14 protein-coding genes are annotated in these 17,797 nt (G+C 46.4%); 3 read left to right on the top strand and 11 right to left on the bottom strand.

Annotation, left to right across the window (positions count from 1 at the left end; translation table 11 throughout):
• On the top strand, nucleotides 1–196 hold a 196-nt coding region (locus AABW11_RS12070; protein ID WP_340105361.1), incomplete at its 5' end, for a hypothetical protein.
• 175 nt (nucleotides 197–371) lie between these two features.
• Nucleotides 372–896 (top strand): YqaA family protein, encoded by a 525-nt coding sequence (locus tag AABW11_RS12065; protein ID WP_340105360.1) that lies wholly within the window; start codon nucleotides 372–374, stop codon nucleotides 894–896.
• Between the two features lie 294 nt (nucleotides 897–1,190).
• Here AABW11_RS12065 and tsaD read toward each other — a convergent pair whose 3' ends face one another.
• The 3 genes from tsaD to AABW11_RS12050 form a co-directional block, all read right to left on the bottom strand.
• The gene (gene tsaD, locus AABW11_RS12060; protein WP_340105359.1) at nucleotides 1,191–2,174 is read right to left on the bottom strand and encodes a tRNA (adenosine(37)-N6)-threonylcarbamoyltransferase complex transferase subunit TsaD; all 984 of its coding nucleotides are present in this window, start codon (nucleotides 2,172–2,174) and stop codon (nucleotides 1,191–1,193) included.
• A gap of 201 nt (nucleotides 2,175–2,375) precedes the next feature.
• Complete coding sequence (locus AABW11_RS12055; protein ID WP_340105358.1) at nucleotides 2,376–4,079, bottom strand: sodium:solute symporter family protein; 1,704 nt, start codon at nucleotides 4,077–4,079, stop codon at nucleotides 2,376–2,378.
• Between the two features lie 5 nt (nucleotides 4,080–4,084).
• Nucleotides 4,085–4,339, bottom strand: coding sequence for a DUF4212 domain-containing protein (locus tag AABW11_RS12050; RefSeq protein WP_340105357.1), 255 nt, complete (start codon nucleotides 4,337–4,339; stop codon nucleotides 4,085–4,087).
• Nucleotides 4,340–4,429: 90 nt separating this feature from the next.
• Between AABW11_RS12050 and AABW11_RS12045 the strand changes: the two genes are divergently transcribed.
• Nucleotides 4,430–4,804: a hypothetical protein gene (locus AABW11_RS12045; RefSeq protein ID WP_340105356.1), complete on the top strand. Its 375-nt coding sequence runs from the start codon at nucleotides 4,430–4,432 to the stop codon at nucleotides 4,802–4,804.
• A 1,283-nt stretch (nucleotides 4,805–6,087) separates the two neighbouring features.
• On the opposite strand, the gene dnaK is transcribed toward AABW11_RS12045, so the two are convergent.
• The 8 genes from dnaK to AABW11_RS12005 form a co-directional block, all read right to left on the bottom strand.
• Entirely contained in the window at nucleotides 6,088–8,028 is a 1,941-nt protein-coding gene (gene dnaK / locus AABW11_RS12040; RefSeq protein WP_340105355.1) for a molecular chaperone DnaK, read from the bottom strand.
• A 38-nt stretch (nucleotides 8,029–8,066) separates the two neighbouring features.
• Entirely contained in the window at nucleotides 8,067–8,492 is a 426-nt protein-coding gene (locus AABW11_RS12035; RefSeq protein ID WP_340105354.1) for an Hsp20/alpha crystallin family protein, read from the bottom strand.
• Nucleotides 8,493–8,645: 153 nt separating this feature from the next.
• Nucleotides 8,646–9,932 (bottom strand): 3-phosphoshikimate 1-carboxyvinyltransferase, encoded by a 1,287-nt coding sequence (gene aroA, locus AABW11_RS12030; protein ID WP_340105353.1) that lies wholly within the window; start codon nucleotides 9,930–9,932, stop codon nucleotides 8,646–8,648.
• A gap of 4 nt (nucleotides 9,933–9,936) precedes the next feature.
• On the bottom strand, nucleotides 9,937–12,930 hold the full coding sequence (locus AABW11_RS12025) for a tetratricopeptide repeat protein (RefSeq protein WP_340105352.1): 2,994 nt from the start codon (nucleotides 12,928–12,930) through the stop codon (nucleotides 9,937–9,939).
• Between the two features lie 92 nt (nucleotides 12,931–13,022).
• On the bottom strand, nucleotides 13,023–13,691 hold the full coding sequence (locus tag AABW11_RS12020) for a CBS domain-containing protein (protein WP_340105351.1): 669 nt from the start codon (nucleotides 13,689–13,691) through the stop codon (nucleotides 13,023–13,025).
• A gap of 10 nt (nucleotides 13,692–13,701) precedes the next feature.
• A complete protein-coding gene (gene hflX, locus AABW11_RS12015; RefSeq protein WP_340105350.1) occupies nucleotides 13,702–14,985 on the bottom strand; it encodes a GTPase HflX in 1,284 nt (427 codons plus the stop codon).
• A 22-nt stretch (nucleotides 14,986–15,007) separates the two neighbouring features.
• Nucleotides 15,008–15,598, bottom strand: a complete 591-nt coding sequence (locus AABW11_RS12010; RefSeq protein ID WP_340105349.1) for a hypothetical protein — start codon at nucleotides 15,596–15,598, stop codon at nucleotides 15,008–15,010.
• A complete protein-coding gene (locus AABW11_RS12005) occupies nucleotides 15,598–17,703 on the bottom strand; it encodes a BatA domain-containing protein (protein WP_340105348.1) in 2,106 nt (701 codons plus the stop codon). Before AABW11_RS12005 ends, AABW11_RS12010 begins: the two co-directional genes overlap by 1 nt.
• Nucleotides 17,704–17,797: the final 94 nt, after the last annotated feature.

The following is a 17,797-nucleotide window of genomic DNA, read 5'->3' as shown; positions in this document are numbered from 1 at the left end:
GGGCCGTAAGTCATTAAAAAACAATGCCGATATTTTTCACATTAAAAAAGTGCGGAAGTCAGGAGCCACATCTATTAAGGTTTGCAGGTTGATTGAGGGATTCACTGAACAGGGTTACTATTCTCATTCATTCGTCAGCCCGCGAATACAGCGTGCAGACGAAGAATTCCATGGATACATGGGTTCCGGCTTTTAGTATCATTGATATCATCCTGTGATTGGTTTTCAGATCGACATTAGGTTGATCAACAACGAAATCAAGTTGGGAAAATATATGACACATTTTAGAGTAGAAAATGAACTCAAATAGCGGCCACGGAATAAAATTCAGATTAAAACAGTTTGGGAAACGGCTGATTTATTCCAGGTATATGCTTCCCGGCATTGGATTCGCTTCTTTTCTTGAATCCACAATCGTACCGATACCGCTGGAAACAATACTGCTTCCCCTGATGCAGGCACGCCGGAAGCAATTAGTTGCAATTAGTGCGATGGCTCTGGCGGGATGTATTTTTGGTGCTTTATCAGGGTATGCAATCGGCTATTATATTTTTGATGCCGTTGGTGAACAAATCGTTTCACTGCTTTCATCACAAGAACAGTTTGAAATTGCGAAACAGCAAATGCAACAAAAAGGCTTTTGGTTTGTCATGTCTGTTGGCATTCTCCCGATTCCCTTTCAGATTGCGATGCTTGCCGCCGGCACTTTGAAGTATTCCTTATTTTTATTCCTCATCGCTACAACAATATCCCGCGCCATCCGCTATTATGGACTTGCAATACTTGTGTACCTGGCCGGAAATCAAGCACAGAAGCTCTTCGAACGTCATAAAAAGAGCACGTCAATAATTTTGTTTGTCGTGGTTGCAATTATTTGGTACTTAAGCCTCAGTTAATGAATTACAATCAATGGCTTGTCTCAAAATAATCGAAACGGGAATAACTGCGTAGGTCGAACGTCCCCGTTCGACAGGATTGGAAATGCGTTGAGGAAAGAAATCAAACGTGGGGCATCGATCTCTATCAGCTAAATAGTTCGCAATTGATAACTGAGCCGTATCACAACAATCGAAGCGGGAGCTTCGATCTACGTGGGCCAAGACATCTGATAAATAACGAATAATTGACACTGAATTTCGAAGAGCGCGTTTATCGACATTTGGTGTTCGTTATTCGATATTCAGCGTTTACTAAAGGCTTGCAAACGGCTTCAGTTCCATCCCGTCAAACTGATCCAGCCTCGCTTTCATTTCACCGGCCTTAGCAATCATGGCGGCGTTATCTGTGCAATACTCCATCGCAGGAATCATCAGGTTGACTCCCTCTTTTTTTGCCATCGCCCGAACCTTTTCACGGAGCATGGAGTTGGCAGAGACCCCGCCGGCCACCATTACCTGTTTCACCCCGGTTTTTCGAACGGCACGCCGGAGTTTAACCAGCAGTACATCAGATATGGCAGCTGAAACACTGGCACACAGATCATCCAGATGCTCATCAATATACGATTGCCGCTGGTCTCTTAAATAATAAAGCACACTGGTTTTTAGTCCCGAAAAACTGAAATCAAGGCCTTTTTTTGCCATAGCCCTTGGAAAGTCTGCAAATTCCGGATTGCCCGTTTTTGCATGACGATCAACATAGGGTCCGGCCGGATATGGCAGGTTCAGCATCTTGCCGATCTTGTCGAACGCCTCGCCGGCTGCATCGTCCCGGGTTTTTCCGAGCACGGTATGTTCAAACGGTGCGGTAACGTGCACCAGGCGCGTATGTCCGCCCGAGACGATCAGTGCCACAAACGGAAACACTTCGTTGTGTTCAATAAAGTTAGCGTACATATGTGCGTCGATATGGTTCACACCAATCAGCGGCTTCTCCCAGGACAGGCTCAGTCCTTTTGCAAAGCCCAGACCCACCAGCAGCGACCCCATCAACCCGGGACCTTTAGCCACCGCAATCGCATCAACATCCGGCATACTGAACCCGGAAGTTTCCAGCGCCTGGTCCACCGTTGCCCAGATGGTTTTGTTATGAGCGCGTGAGGCAAGCTCCGGCACCACGCCGCCAAACTGTTCATGCACCGTTTGCGAGGCAATTACGTTTGACAAGATTTTTCCATCCGATAATACTGCTGCAGCCGTGTCGTCGCACGATGATTCAATTCCGAGAATATTCATGTGTAAAAGATAGGAAATGTAGCGGCAAGAATTAACTGGTGAATGGTGTTGGTCTCGGAGTTCCAACCTGAAGGACAGTGGACGGACGACCGAGGACCGACGATGTAGAAACCGATAACCAAAAGATCAATTTCTGTTTACAGGCCACAAGTTCTTCGGTCTTCCGTCTTCAATCCCCGGTCGTCAAACCTCGGTCCTCCGTCACCCGTCACCGGTCTCGCTTCCCTTCTCCAAATCCCGTGGCACACGAATAGTTTCCACGAGCTCACGGATCTCAACCGGCGGGGCTTTTGTAAACCGGCTGACCACCACCGCTATCACTAAATTAATAACCATACCAAGCGTCCCAATTCCTTCAGGCGATATCCCAAAGAGCCAGTTATCTTCGTTGTTCAGTTCCGGAAACATAAACGCAAAGTAGATGATGTAGGCTGCCGTGAATACGATTCCGGCTATCATTCCGGAGATGGCTCCTTCCTTATTCATACGCCTTGAAAAGATACCGAGCAAGATTGCCGGAAAGAACGACGCGGCCGCCAGGCCAAACGCAAAGGCCACAGTCTGGGCCACAAAACCCGGGGGATTAACTCCAAAATAGCCGGCAATAATCACGGCCCCTCCTGCGGCTGTTCGTGCAAACAGAAGTTCACGCTGCTGGGTGATATCGGGCACAAACGTGCGGCGGATCAGGTCCCGGGCAACGGATGTTGAAATGACCAACAGTAAGCCTGCAGCTGTCGAAAGGGCCGCCGCCAAACCACCAGCCGCCACCAGGCCAATTACCCAGTTGGGAAGCTGCGCAATTTCCGGGTTGGCCAACACCATAATATCCGGGTCTATCACAAGTTCATTCGTACTCTCATCCGGCGTGTAGTTTACGTTACCGTCACCATCAAGGTCATTATACTCTATCAGGCCGGTTTCCTCCCAGGTTGTAAACCATTCGGGTACTTCTGCATAGGGCGCATTATCAACCGTTTCGAGCAGATTGGCCCGGGCAAATGCCGCTACGGCGGGAGCAGTCGTATAAAGTATGGCGATAAAGAGAAGCGCATACCCGGCAGAGATCCGGGCGTCTTTTACTTTTGGCACGGTAAAAAATCGCACAATCACATGCGGAAGTCCGGCTGTTCCAACCATCAGCGCGGCAGTAATAAAAAAGACATCTATGGTAGATTTTGAACCATCTGTATAGGGATCAAATCCCATTTCGGTGCTCAGTCCGTCGAGGCGATCAAGCAGGTAAGTACCGGAACCATCAGCAAGAGTACCGCCAAATCCGATTTGCGGGATAATGTTGCCGGTCATCAGCATCGAAATAAAGATAGCTGGGACGAGATAGGCAAAAATCAGCACGCAGTATTGCGCCACCTGAGTGTAGGTAATACCTTTCATACCGCCCAGCACAGCGTAGAAAAAGACGATCACCATTCCAATGATCACACCGGTTGTTATTTCAACTTCCAAAAACCGTGAAAACACAATCCCCACGCCGCGCATCTGCCCGGCCACGTAAGTAAACGAGATAAAGACGGCACACACCACAGCCACAAGCCGGGCTGTTCTCGAATAGTACCGATCCCCCACAAAATCCGGGACCGTGAACTTTCCAAATTTCCGAAGGTAGGGCGCCAAAAGAAGAGCCAGTAGCACATAGCCGCCCGTCCATCCCATCAGGTAGACAGAGCCATCACGGCCCATGAAGCTAATGAGACCCGCCATTGATATAAAAGAGGCTGCCGACATCCAGTCAGCCGCGGTAGCCATCCCGTTAGCCAGCGGCGACACTTTTCCGCCCGCAATATAAAAATCGCCGGTAGAGGCAGCACGCGACCAATAGGCAATTCCCAGGTAGATCGCGAAAGAAAATCCGACAATTAAAAATGTCCAGCCCTGGATATCCATTTACATTACTCCTCGTCGAATTCAAATTTTTTGTCAAGGCGATTCATCAGGTACACATACACGAAGATGAGAATCACAAATACATAGATAGATCCCTGCTGGGCAAACCAAAACCCAAGTTTAAAACCACCAAGCCTGAATTGATCCAGCCAGTCCACAAACAGGATACCGGCCCCGTAAGACACGATAAACCATATGGCCAGCAGAATGGCCAGGTAAATAAGATTTTGCCGCCAGTACTGTTGAGCTTTTGTTTTCATAAACGTCTGATATTCAACGGTCTATTATAGACAATGAAAACAAGATTGGCAAAAAACTATAGAGGCCGAACCGTTTACCGATAAAATTGTATGATAAATATATTCAGTTTTAATGTTGAAAACCTGCGGCTCTGGCTAACCTGGGAGCTTTCTGCAAGTTCACTCTTCTTTCTGAGTTTTTTCAGGATAGCGACTCTCTATATCTTGGGACCGGTGATAGTCCTGTTTATTCCTGTTCTAATTGGCACATTATATCTAGAGAGAAGGTATGGATGGCTGATTTTCTACGCGCTTTTTGTTTTAACACCTTCCATTTTCATCTACTTTATCATCGATTCAGGAACTTGGTATTTTGCGCTTCAGTTTTTCCCCATCGGTTTGTTTCTATTTTACTGTCTTTTATTGAGGCTGACTGTTGCCGGATGGGAATCAGAGACTGAAGACATCCCGGATCTACAAATATAAATCTCAACTGGAATATAAAAGTTATAGTAATCTCTAATAACTGAAGGTCATAATTCGAAGTGATTTCATTTCTTCGACTATACCTGTCTAAAACGTTTTAGAAAACAAAAAACTATTGTTTTTATCGATTTAAGTTAGCAAGGTTATTTTTTTCTTTATTAACCCCATTAAAGAGTCTGTTTAGGTTGATGAAACGGTGGAATGTGGATACACCCTCCCGGAGATGGGTATGAACCTTCTAAAAAAACCGGGCAAAATGTGTCTCGAGGATAAGCAGATCTCTCCGTTTCGGCCGAAAGACACGGCCTGCAGTCGAGATGACAGGCCAATTGACATGGACAGAGCGGCATATCAAAACCCCAACCATGCAGCTCTGTGTCTTAAGCCGCAAGGAATAACTTTCTTTTAGCGGCGCAGCCTGGCGCCTGTTTCTACGCAGTAACCATGCGCGCCGCGCTTCTTACAAACCAGAGCCCTGTCATGTCGAGCCCCTAATTTTGCCTAAAAGCAAGGCAACACCATTTGAAAAGTGACAGGATTAATTCTCCCATTGTGGGGAGTAGTCCGCCAGCTGGCGGAGGGAGGGGTGTCCAGTGAGTTAGTCGAGGTTTTAAAAATCTGTCACTGGTAGCCCCTAATTATGCCTAAAAACGGGGGCAACACTATTTCAGATGTGACAGAACAAGTGGAGGTGTCGCAGATGAAGCCGAGCTTTTGACTCCTTGAAATCTGCTCAAAATCGGCACTTTTTACAAACTGTCATCGGTAGCCTATAATTTTGCTCCAAAAGGCTGGGCAACACCATTTGAAAGGTGACAGGATTATAGTCCCCTCTCGAGAGGGGATTTAGGGGTGTGTTCGTAAAGGTAATAAGCATTGATTAAAGCCCAATAACATCACTTTTTACAATCTGTCATTGGTAGCGAAGCCGAGACATCTCCTCGTTCTTAGATCCATCTTGAACAACGCTTTGTCAGAACATCGAGAGTGCATGGAGACATCTTTCGAAAATAGGTATAAACCTTCAAAAAGCTCAGGCAAAATGAGTCTCAAGAAAAAGGAGATTTCATTTCATGGGAATCACTTCGCTCGATGCGCTAACGCGGGAAAAGTTGAGTTCCACTCCACCGTCATCTAACGATTTTGGCTAGGATGACAGGGTCTTTTTTTAAAGCTATTCAAAAATAATCATGCAGGTTTAACATAAAAAAGCCCCACCGAATATTCTTCGATGGAGCTTTTGAAAGTGGTTACAACTCCGGCTGAGCCGGAATCAAATCATATTATTTCTTCTCGTCTTCGTCGTCTACCACTTCGAAGTCGGCATCTACAGCATCGTCTTCTTCGCTGCTTTCGGCTTCAGCTGATCCGTCAGTTTGGCCACCGGCTCCCGCCTGTGCGCCTTCTGCTTGCTGTTCGGCTTCTGCTGCCTGGTAGATTTCCTGGGAAGCGGCTGCCCATGCGTTATTGAGTTCTTCAATCGCATCGTCAATCTCTTCCACTTTCTCCTCTTTATGGAGTTCTTCAAGCTTATCGAGAGCTTCCTGAATCTTGGTTTGATTCTCTTCGGAAATCTTGTCTTTGTTTTCATCAAGCTGCTTCTTGGTAGAGAAGAGCAGTGAATCGGCTTTGTTCAGCGTTTCGATTCGCTCGCGTACTTTTTTGTCTTCTTCCGCGTGCTCTTCTGCAGCATTTTTCATTTTTTCAACTTCTTCGTCACTCAGACCAGAACTTTGCTCAATTCGAATGCTTTGCTCTTTACCGGTGCCTTTATCTTTGGCACTTACATTCAGCACACCGTTTGCATCAATATCGAAGGTCACTTCAATTTGTGGTACGCCGCGTGGTGCCGGTGGAATTCCATCAAGATGGAACCGGCCAAGCGTTCTGTTGTCTTGTGCCTGGGCACGTTCACCCTGCAAGATGTGAATCTCTACACTGCTTTGATTATCTGCAGCGGTTGAGAAAGTCTCTTTCTTGCTGGTTGGAATCGTTGAGTTGCCCTCAATCAGTTTCGTCATTACGCCACCGAGCGTCTCTATACCGAGCGTAAGCGGTGTTACGTCAAGAAGTACAACATCATCAACATCACCGGTAAGTACGCCACCCTGAATTGCAGCACCAACGGCCACAACTTCGTCGGGATTAACGCCTTTACTTGGGTCTTTTCCGAAGAATTCTTTTACAACTTCCTGGATTTTCGGAATTCGTGTTGAACCACCGACAAGAATAACCTGGTCAACTTCACCTTTCTTGAGACCGGCATCTTTCAGCGCTTTTTCACAAGGCTTGATGGTTTTCTTCACAAGATCATCAACAAGCTGCTCAAACTTGGCCCGTGTGATGTCGATGTTCAGGTGTTTTGGCCCTGCATCGGTTGCTGTAATAAACGGCAGGTTCACATTTGTTTTTTGTGAACTTGAAAGTTCAATCTTGGCTTTCTCGGCCGCATCTTTCAGACGCTGCATCGCCATTGGATCTTTTCGAAGGTCGATGCCTTCGTCTTTTTTGAATTCATCGGCCAGAAACTTAATCAGACGCTGGTCAAAGTCATCACCACCAAGGTGGGTGTCACCACTGGTAGATTTCACTTCAAATACACCATCACCAAGTTCGAGGATCGATACATCAAATGTACCACCACCAAGGTCATACACGACGATAGTCTGATCTGTATCTTTCTTATCAAGACCATACGCCAATGAAGCGGCGGTAGGCTCATTAATAATTCGCTTAATCTCAAGACCGGCTATTTTACCAGCTTCCTGTGTTGCTTTACGCTGTGCGTCATTAAAATATGCGGGAACAGTTACTACCGCTTCCGTTACTTTTTCGCCTAAGTATTCTTCAGCGGTCTGCTTCATTTTTTGCAGGATCATCGCCGAAATTTCCTGCGGCGCATACAGTCGATCTTCAATTTTTACACGCGCTGTGCCATCGTCGCCTTTCACAACTTTATAAGACGCCTGGCTGCTCTCTTCAGCAACCTCATCAAACATACGTCCCATAAACCGTTTAATAGAAGACACTGTTTTTTCCGGGTTCGTAATCGCCTGACGCTTGGCCGGCGCTCCAACGAGCCGCTCGCCGTCTTTTGAAAATGCTACAACTGACGGGGTTGTTCGGCCACCCTCAGCATTTTGAATTACAACAGGCTCGCTGCCTTCCATTACAGAAACGCATGAGTTTGTTGTTCCTAAATCAATACCTATAATCTTACCCATAATATTACCTTGTTCTTATTTACTGTTATTAATGTTCTTTAGTTGATGGGGATAGAATCTGCTTCAGACCCGCCATCATCTTTCTTTTTAATTTCTACTGTGAGCTCACCATTTTTAAACGATGCGTTGATGGATGATGAATCAGCGTGTCCCGGCACAGAGAAAGATCGAATAAATGATCCTTGAGCACGCTCACCACGCTTCAGTGTCTCATCGTTTTCCAGGTAGAGCTCGCGTGTGCCTTCAATGCGCAGAACGCCGTCTTTCAGGGTTACTTTCACATCCTTCTTTTCCATACCCGGCAGGTCAACTATAATTTTCAATAGCGTACTGCTCTCAATTACATCACAGGCAGGACTAAAATCCCGTGCGTCGTCAAGCGGTGTGATGCGCTCAACAAATTGCTGAATCTCCCGGCCCAGTGATGTAAGCTGTTGTTCGATATCCATCTTAAAATTGTTCATGGTAATCTCCATTTACAATTCTAAGAGCAACCACAGTGCCAATTAGAAAGATGAGCAATTCTCACTGACGTATTGACATAGAAAGAATATGTGCGCTCTCCCGTTGTCAGTTTGACGTAGAATTTCGTATGAGACCGCGCCACTAACCTGACGCTATTGGGAAACTCTCTGCAGATGTGTCCAGAATTGAGGATAAGAGATAGACGTGCACTCTGCATCCAGTATAGTTGAAGGCTCTTCTGAAACTGATGAAAGGATTGCAGCGGCCATTGCCATCCGGTGATCGTGATGACTTTCGAATTCTGCCGCTTTCGGTGTAAAATCAGGATCACCGGTTATGATGATACCGTCAGGCCGTAAATCGACATCGGCACCGGCCGCAGACAGAATGTTATACATTGCGGAGAGCCTGTCGGTTTCTTTGTGGCGAAGTTCTTCGGCCCCTGTAATTGATGAGCGCCCATCCGCAAAACAGAGAGCCACCATCAAAATGGGCAGCTCATCGATGCAGTTGGGTATTAGTGCGGGATTGATATTAATGCTCTTCAGTTCTGATGAACGTATTGCAATATCAGCAACGGGTTCACGTCCCTGCATCCGCTCATTCGTAATATCAATTAATGCTCCCATCTGCTGAAGAATATGCAGGGCGGCTGTACGGCTGGGGTTCATGCCTACATTTTCCAGTACAAGAGCACTCTCATCATGAATCGCGGCTCCCACCATCCAGAACGCGGCAGCAGAAAAATCTCCCGGTATCGTGTAGCTCTGCGTGGGCAGCTTATCCAACCGGCTGCTGCTGATTATTTTTCCCTGTCCGTACGGCTCACTTCTAAGTCCTAACAATCGCTCGGTGTGATCGCGGCTAGGAACCTGCTCTACAACCTCAGTGTCCGATTCTCCAAATAACCCGGCCAGCAGAACGCACGATTTAAGCTGTGCACTGGCAATTGGAAGCGGATACCGCATTGGCTTGATGCCGCTATGGGGCTTGATTTTAATAGGGGCAAATTCATTATCTGCCGCCTCAATCACGGCGCCCATAGATCGAAGCGGATCGATAATCCGTTTCATTGTCCGGGCAGACAACGATTCATCACCTATCAGTGTCGACTCAATTCCTGCGCCGGCCACAATTCCACTCAGGAGTCTCATGGTTGTGCCGGAGTTACCACAATCGAGTGGATCTTCCGGTGTTTTTAACCCGTTACGCCCAACGCCATGAACAACAAGATTATCGTCATCCTTATCAATTCGTACACCGAGCTGCCTCATGCAGCTCACTGTGCTTTCTGGATCTGCAGCAGACGAGTAATTGTGAACGGTACTGGCCCCATCGGCTAGTGATGCAAATAAGACCGACCGGTGAGAAATGGATTTATCAGGCGGAAGCGATATTGTACCGTTTAGTGCCAGTGCCGGCTGTACTGTTTCAACCATTGAGCTATTGATTTTGATTTAACAGTTCTAGTGCTTTCTCAGCACCGGACGTTCCCGGGTAGTTTTCTATAATAGATGTAAGGAGTGACCGCGCATCTCCCCGGCGGCCTTCACGGATATATATTTCAGCCGTTTTGTACTGCGCTTCAGCGACCCATATATCATACGCCTCAAACAACACGCGCACCTTTGAATATTCTTCCAGAGCTTGCTCTGTATCACCTGTTTCCTGGTAAGACTGAGCCAGTAAAAACTGTGCTTCAGCTCCAACAGCAGTATTATTTTCGTTGGCCACCATGGAAAAAAGCCGCCGTGCTTCATCAATGCGATCGTCGGCCAGAAGAACTTTGCCAAGGCCAGCGCGTGCCGCATCATTACTTTCATTGATAGAAAGAACCCGTTCAAAAAATTGGCGGGCAGAGCTGGTGTCACCAAGTCCGAGGGCTGCACGTCCGATACCTAAAAACGCCTCCTGTCTGAATCTCTGATCCGTGTCTGAGAGCTCCTCAAATACTGTTCGGGCTTCTGAATACTCTTCGCGTTCCAGAAGAATCTGTCCCAGTTCGGCAAGTGCAGGAGCCATACGGTCTGATTCCGGGAACTCATTTATTATCGTTCGGTATGCCTCGGCTGCATCATCCGGCTGGTTCATTCTCTGGTAGGCATCCGCCAGGTTAAAATAAGCCTCGGGCATCATCGACTGGTTATTCGTAATTCTCAGGTACTGACGAAAATCGGACACCGCTGCCTGGTAGTCGCCTGACTGAAGCGTGTTTTCTGCCTGTCGGAAGCGAAGCCGGTCCGCTGTTTCAGATGTAGGGTTTTCATCCAGAAAACTTTCTAATACGGCGGTGCTTGAATCGCTTTCGCCTGCCGATAGCTGCGCGAACTGAATGCCATTAATCGCTTCCAAGATATATGAGCTCCCCGAATAGTTTTCTAAAACCTTGGTGTACTCTTCAATGGCCCGGTCGTATTCGCCGGCATTGTAGTAAGAATCCCCAATATTGTACTGCGCACGGGCTGCCCATTCTGTTCCCGGGAACCGTTCTATTACAGTGTTGAATTCTTCCACGGCCTGGTCGTAATTCCCGGTATTCAAATAAATATAGGCAATATTATACTGAGCCTGTTCCCGCAGCGTGCTGTACGGGTAAATTCGCAGCATACGCCGGAACTGGGTGACAGCCTCAAAATTCCTGTTCATCCGGTAATAGCTGTTAGCCACCTGGAACATGGCATAATCACCGCCCGGCTCAGCCCCTATTGTATCGTTATAGTACTCCAGCGCCTCTCTGTACTCACCCTGTGCATAAAATGCATCGCCAATTCTCAGTTTCGTGTCCGTATCAAATGGAAACAGGGCAATAGACGGCGGTTCATAATTTTCCAGAAAATCGATGAGTGGTCCTGTGGCATTTTCATAGTCACCCATCTTAAAATAGGACCATCCAAGCGCATACTTTGCAGCGCCGATAAGTTCATGATTTGGTGCCGCCCTAATAAACCTGGCGTATTGAGACGACGCCGGACCGTAGTTTTGATACTGAAAATGTGCGTCGGCACTCCAGAACAGCGCCTCTTTTCCTAAATCGCTGTTGGGCCACTGGCTGTATACTTGTTCAAATTCTGGCTGAGCCTGACGATACGCCTGGTTACTATATTGTATCCATGCTTTCTGAAACCGTGCCTGCCGCTTAAGCGCATCATCAATATCTGTCAGCTCTTCAGCCAGCTGAAACGTTTCAAGTGCACGGGTATACTCCGCGTTGGCAAAATAAACTTCTCCCAGAAACGTGAGCGTTTGCCCTGGATTTTCCAGGTTTTCCAGATCTCTCGCAAGAGGGAGAAGCGCCTCAATAGCTTCTCCATTAAACCCTATTTCAAAGGCTGTCATCGCCCACTCGAAATAGGCTTCTTCAAAAAACTTTCCCCCCTGAAACCGCTGGCTAAACTCCCTGAATGAATCGAGCGCCCGCTGATAGCGACCGGCAAGCTTGTTGTTCACTGCCTGGTAATAAAGTCCTTTGCGGGCTACGGCATCATCGCCAACAGCCGCGCGTCCAAACGCATCTGCCGCCCAGTGATAAATCTCTTGTTTATGATACACCCAACCAAGCCCATAGTGTGCGATGCGCTCCTGGTCCGCGTCTTCAGCACTGTTTATAAATCGTCGATAATAGCGGGTAGCGTTCTCGTAGTCATTCAATGCATTGTAGCTTTCAGCAATCAGAAATACCGCCTTCGACCTGTTTTCTTCGTCAAGAAGTGTCAACGCCCGTTCGAGGGCTTCGATTGCCTCGTTATAGCGTCGCTGCTGGTAATATGATTCCCCCAGTGCTGTACCAATTCTGCGTGTCATAGCGTCGAACGGATGGCGTTCACGCAGAAGCTCGAAAGCCTCTGAGGCATCTTCGTACTGCTCATCGGCCAAAAACAATCGTCCCCTGGCATACAGTGCTTTGGGTGACCAGTTTGATCTTCGAAAATTATCAGACAGCTCGAGAAATGTTGACCTGGCTAGATCATTCTGGCCATTTTCTGCAGCTGTCTCAGCAAGCATATAATATAGTTCTGCCTCTTTATTTGATGACTGAGGATACTTTAATGCTTCCTGCATTCTGGCTATGGCTCTATCGAGCTCACCGCGTTCTTTATATTGATCGGCAACTTCTTTTAGTAAAACAGAAGCGTAGCGGCTTTTAGGATAATTGTGAACATAACGATCAGCAAGCTGGCCAGTTCGTGACGAATCCAATCGGCTTTGTGCGCGTGCATAAAAATAAGCGGCCAGCTCTTCTTCCTGTACATCGCCTGAATTTAAAGCCAGGGATTGATCAAATTTTGCAGAAGCTTCAGAATAGAGTCCTTTCTCAAACAGATCGAGACCCTGCTGCAGCACTGTGCTGTTAGTCTGAGGTTCGTGCTGAGAGAATACTGCTGCAGGTATATACAGCAGGAAAAATATCAGGGTCGCAAAGCGTAAAGTGCGGTTCATGAAATCGGTATAGTTGCCTGTTCAGAGAATGGTACCTTTTCAATATATCAACTTCGGCAATTTTGTTCCGTATGGAGCCGTAAAAAAATGTGTTACAGTTCCAAATACCGAAGCAGTTCGTCGGCCCTTGAACTCATATCAACCTGAAGCAGGTCATCCCTGTTTTCAGATGTAGTAATATATCCATGGCGCTTTAAAGATGAGACGACTGCCGATGTATCTTGCAGGTTTAGTTTGATGGATACATGTATTCCCGATTCTTCACCACGGGAGTGCTCCACGGTAAGACCGAGAATTTTAGCCCCTTCTGCTTCAATAATATTTACGAGCTCAGTTAAAGTATAATCTGCCTCTCCCACTTCTACAGATATCACAGAGCCGTGGCTGGAGATATTCAGCATTTCAGAAAAAGCCTCGAGAAGATCTTTTTTCTCTACAATGCCAACAATCGATTCCGAGCTATCTACTACAGCAATGAAGCGCACTTCTTTCGAGAGCATTTGCCGTGCTACTTCAAACAAATGCTGATATTTAAATGCATAAATCGGTGGTTGAAGATCTATTTCTGATAGCTTTAGAGACTCATCAGGCAGCTCCATCAGCATATCAAGTGTTACCTGCCCGATTACTTTTTTGGTTGTGGGCTCAATAACAGGAATATTCGAGGTTTGCCAGGCTTCCATTTTGGCGAGCGCAGAGCTTACCTTATCTGATGAGAGCAGCGGTGTAAATGATTGACTTAATATATGTTTTGCTAACACGGCAAATGGATTAGGTTAAGGCAGTTTCAAGTTTTTCAAGCATCGATTTAAACCGTTTCCGGTCTTTTTCTTTTATGCTTCCACTTATCATAACGTAATTACCTTCAAATTGTTCATCCTCAACAACGCCGGCATCGTGCAAAAATGATACGGCTTTGTAATGTTCAACAGGAACCTTAAATGAAAAAGGCTCATAATCCTGTTCGATCATATACTCAACGTGGCGCTGGAGTTTATCCAGCCCCATTGAACGTTCAGCTGAAACAAACAGAGCTCCCGGAAATCCTTTTTTGAGCTCCATGAGCCGGGATGGATCCACGAGATCAATCTTATTAAACACCAGTACTTTCTTGAGCCCGGTTACCTTCAGTTCATCCAGGGTCGACTCAACAACATCAATATAATCATCCACCAGTCGAGACGATGCATCCACAACATGCAGCAGTACATCAGCCTCACGAACTTCATCAAGTGTTGATTTAAAACTTTCGATCAGGTTATGCGGCAGCTTACGAATAAACCCGACGGTATCAGACAGAAGTACATCATGGTTTTCGAGCTCCAGGCGGCGAACAGTGGAATCAAGCGTGGCAAACAACCGATCCTCTGCAAGCACGTCGGTATGGGTCAGTGCATTCATTAACGTCGATTTTCCGGCGTTTGTATATCCCACAAGTGCTACTCTTGGATTCCCTTCCCGTCCTTTCCGTTGCGTTGTTCTCTGTTTATCGAGCTTTTCAAGCTTATCTTTAAGCGTTGATATCCGGTCCCCAATCAGTCGCCTGTCTGTTTCAATCTGGGTTTCTCCGGGGCCCTTCGTGCCGATCCCTCCTTTTTGGCGGGATAAGTGGGTCCAGAAACGTGTAAGACGTGGTAGTAAATATTGCAGCTGGGCAAGCTCAACCTGTGTTTTCGCAGCAGCAGTTTTGGCCCGGGATGCAAAAATATCAAGGATGAGACCACTTCGATCTAAAACTTTTGTATTTGTCACTTTTTCGATGTTGCGAATTTGAGTTGCTGTCAAATCGTCATCGAATATTAAAAGATCAGAGTTTGTCTCACTAACAAGAGCTTTTAACTGGTTTAGTTTTCCCTTTCCGATATAGGTTGACGGATCGGGGTGGGGCCGGTTTTGCAGGATTTTATCCTCGCATATTGCACCAGCCGTATCGGCTAAAAGTTCCAGCTCTTCAAGGTATTCACCGGCAAGCCATTTCGGGGTTTCCGGGCCATATATACCTACAAGAATTGCCTTCTCTTTAGCAATGGAAGGTGTTGCAGCGTCTTCTAACAAATTATTATCGGTCTATTTTTGATTATTCCAGCGTTTCGATATCAATAGGGATATCTGAGACTGATGAAAGATATTTGCCAACTTTAAGAGAGACTATTTTTTCAAATTTGTCAACTCGTCTGTCGGGTACGAAAAGCTCCAGCCGTGTTACCGACCGGTCCGTTTCGTCTTCTCCATTGAGATTCTGATACATAAACAGGTAATCAGAACCGCGTGATTTCGGTCTCTCTACGTAGTCGCAAATTTGATGCCAGGCTATCGTCTGAGAAGGGTCATTTATATTTTTGACGATACCATGATCGGTGATATACGTTTTAGAAGCTATATAACTGGAAATCCACCAGCTTACCCCCATCCAGGAGTAGCACGCAAATATAGTATAGTATTGATTGAGCTCATACATCAATGATACGCCTGTAATAACGGCTGCAGATGATAAAAAGAGAGTTGAGAAAAGCGGATAGCCTGCCAGCTTGCCTGAATTCCAGCTCATTCTCACATTTCGCAGTCTGATAGCATTACTAATTGAATAGAGTGCTAAAAATGTAGCTGCAAGCGTAAATAATGCAAGCAGGAGTACAAATAGACTATGGATTTCTGTAATAATACTCATCAGGATATTGTTTCAGCCTTATAATGCCTTGATATCATCGACTCTGTTAATAATAAAATAATTGCAATAATAATAAACCAGTACCAAATATCTTTTCCGACAGACGCAGCCTCCAGGCCGGCAATGCGCTCTTGCTGATCGCTCTCAGCTAAGCTTATGTCCACGGAATTAAATAACTTACTTAAAAATACATTTAGTTCCTGTTCATTTAACGATTCTAATTCCGATTCCATTGCGTCAAGATTTGATGCAAACAGAATATTGTCATCGCTAAAGCTTACTCGTTTCCAGCCGGGTCTCCACTCCTCTGCCAGATAAAACACGTTCAGTCCGGAAAACGTTTGTCGTGTAGTTGGCAGAATTTGCTCTCCTTCCGACTCAAGTTCTACAGTGCCAGTCGCCGCGCCGGAAAGCGAAATATCAAACGGATTGCCCAACACATGCTGGTTCATTTCAGCATCTTCACCACTTGCAAGGTACTCTACCGTCCGGTAAAAAAGTGGTGCAAACAGAGGCTTCACAGGGAAATTCGACCAGCCCGGATCAATGCCGATTGCCGAATAAATGAGTTTTCCATTGCCCACTGCAACCTCATTCAGGATGATGTTTCCCGTACGAGACCACATTATCGGGGCTGTAGCCCGGCCTTCCACGGTATTGATGTTATAGTAATAGTAAAGCTCGGGCAGGTTAACCCTGATGTCTTCGCCCTCCTGTCGTTCAAACATCACCTCAAGAATGGGGTGTCCGCTTTCAGGTGGTGCAAGCTGATCATGCCGGTCAAACGAACCATAGCTTCCAACTAAGCTGCTGTAGCGCCCGGCATCACTGAGGGAGAGCAGCCTGTTGTAGCTTTGAATATCTCCGTCGGCGGAAGGGATAAGCAGTAAACCGGCGCCCGCCTGAACCCGCTCAATAATAGGCTGCATCATGTAATCAGGCACTGTAGGTATACCGTCGAGAACAATAGCATCGGCATTCTCAAACTGGTCAGGCATTAATTGCGAAGCTGACTCGAACTGAAACTGAAGGCGTTCGCTGTTTTCTTCAGAAGCCTCAAGTAAGGGCCGTAAATACGACCGAAACTCACCACGCTGAGAAGTGTTATCACTAACATATAGCACGTTGCGCTCTTCGGGCAGTTCTATGGCAGCAAAATACCTGTTGTCATAAACCAGCTCGTCCCCTTCAATCTCAAGTTCAACGTGCAGAAAACGATCCTCAGATTCCGGAAGGTTAAACAAAAATTCCTCAGAACCGCCCGCTTCAATATCAAATACCTGTTGCGCTAATAGCTCTTCATCAACAAATACGTTAAGAAACTGACTACCCGTTGGCTGATCCCCGTAATTTTTAATAACACTTCGAATCAAATTGTCCCCTTCAGATTTTTCCAGGCTCACATCATCAATCCCCGCATTCGAAGGATTTGCCTCACCAACTCTTATGAACTGAAGATTCAAGTCATACGCCTCCGTCTGTTCCGGGGTACCAAGAATATTTAGCTGGGATTCCTGACCGTCAGAAATGATAAAGAGGAGTTTATTAGGTTCAGGCGCACTGTTCAGCTGCTGGACAACCTGGCTCACAGAGCGATTCAAGTAGTTTCCCGACAAAACTGTTTCCAGCTCCGCTACTTCCCGCTCTGCAGCCGACGTTGACAGATACGGCAGCGTCAGCGATTCTCCGTTCGACACATTGAGCACAATACGGTTATCAGAATCCTGCAAATCGATAATATCTGAGGCTATCTCTTTGGCCTGTTCAATATAAGGACCATTCCTGTCGATCTGCTCCATGCTCGGGCTATTATCTATGATAATGCCGACAACAGCCGGTTCACCACTTGACATCACCCCCATGCCGGAAGGCAAATAAGGATGCGCAAGAGCAAAAGCAAGAGCCGCAACAGCCAGCATTCGAATGGCCATCAGCAGCCAGCGCTTTATTTTTATCTTTCTGAGGGACGTGCTCTTCAATGATTCAAAAAAAGCAAGCGTTGAAAATCGAATACGTTTTGGCTTGCGGAGATTTAAAAGATAAATGAGCAGTGGAATGCCCACAGATACAAGCGCAATTAAAAATAGAGGATTCAGAAAACTCATTAACAGAAAAGTTTTTTACCTTGTTGCTTGAAAACAACAGGAACAAATGGCCTGATTTATTATTAAGCTATGCTATTAACCCATTCTTAACAAA

Source organism: Rhodohalobacter sp. 8-1, assembly GCF_038150125.1.
Taxonomy (GTDB): domain Bacteria; phylum Bacteroidota; class Rhodothermia; order Balneolales; family Balneolaceae; genus SW132.
The sequence above is the reverse complement of the archived record's forward strand: the minus strand, read 5'-3'. Positions and strand labels throughout refer to the sequence as shown.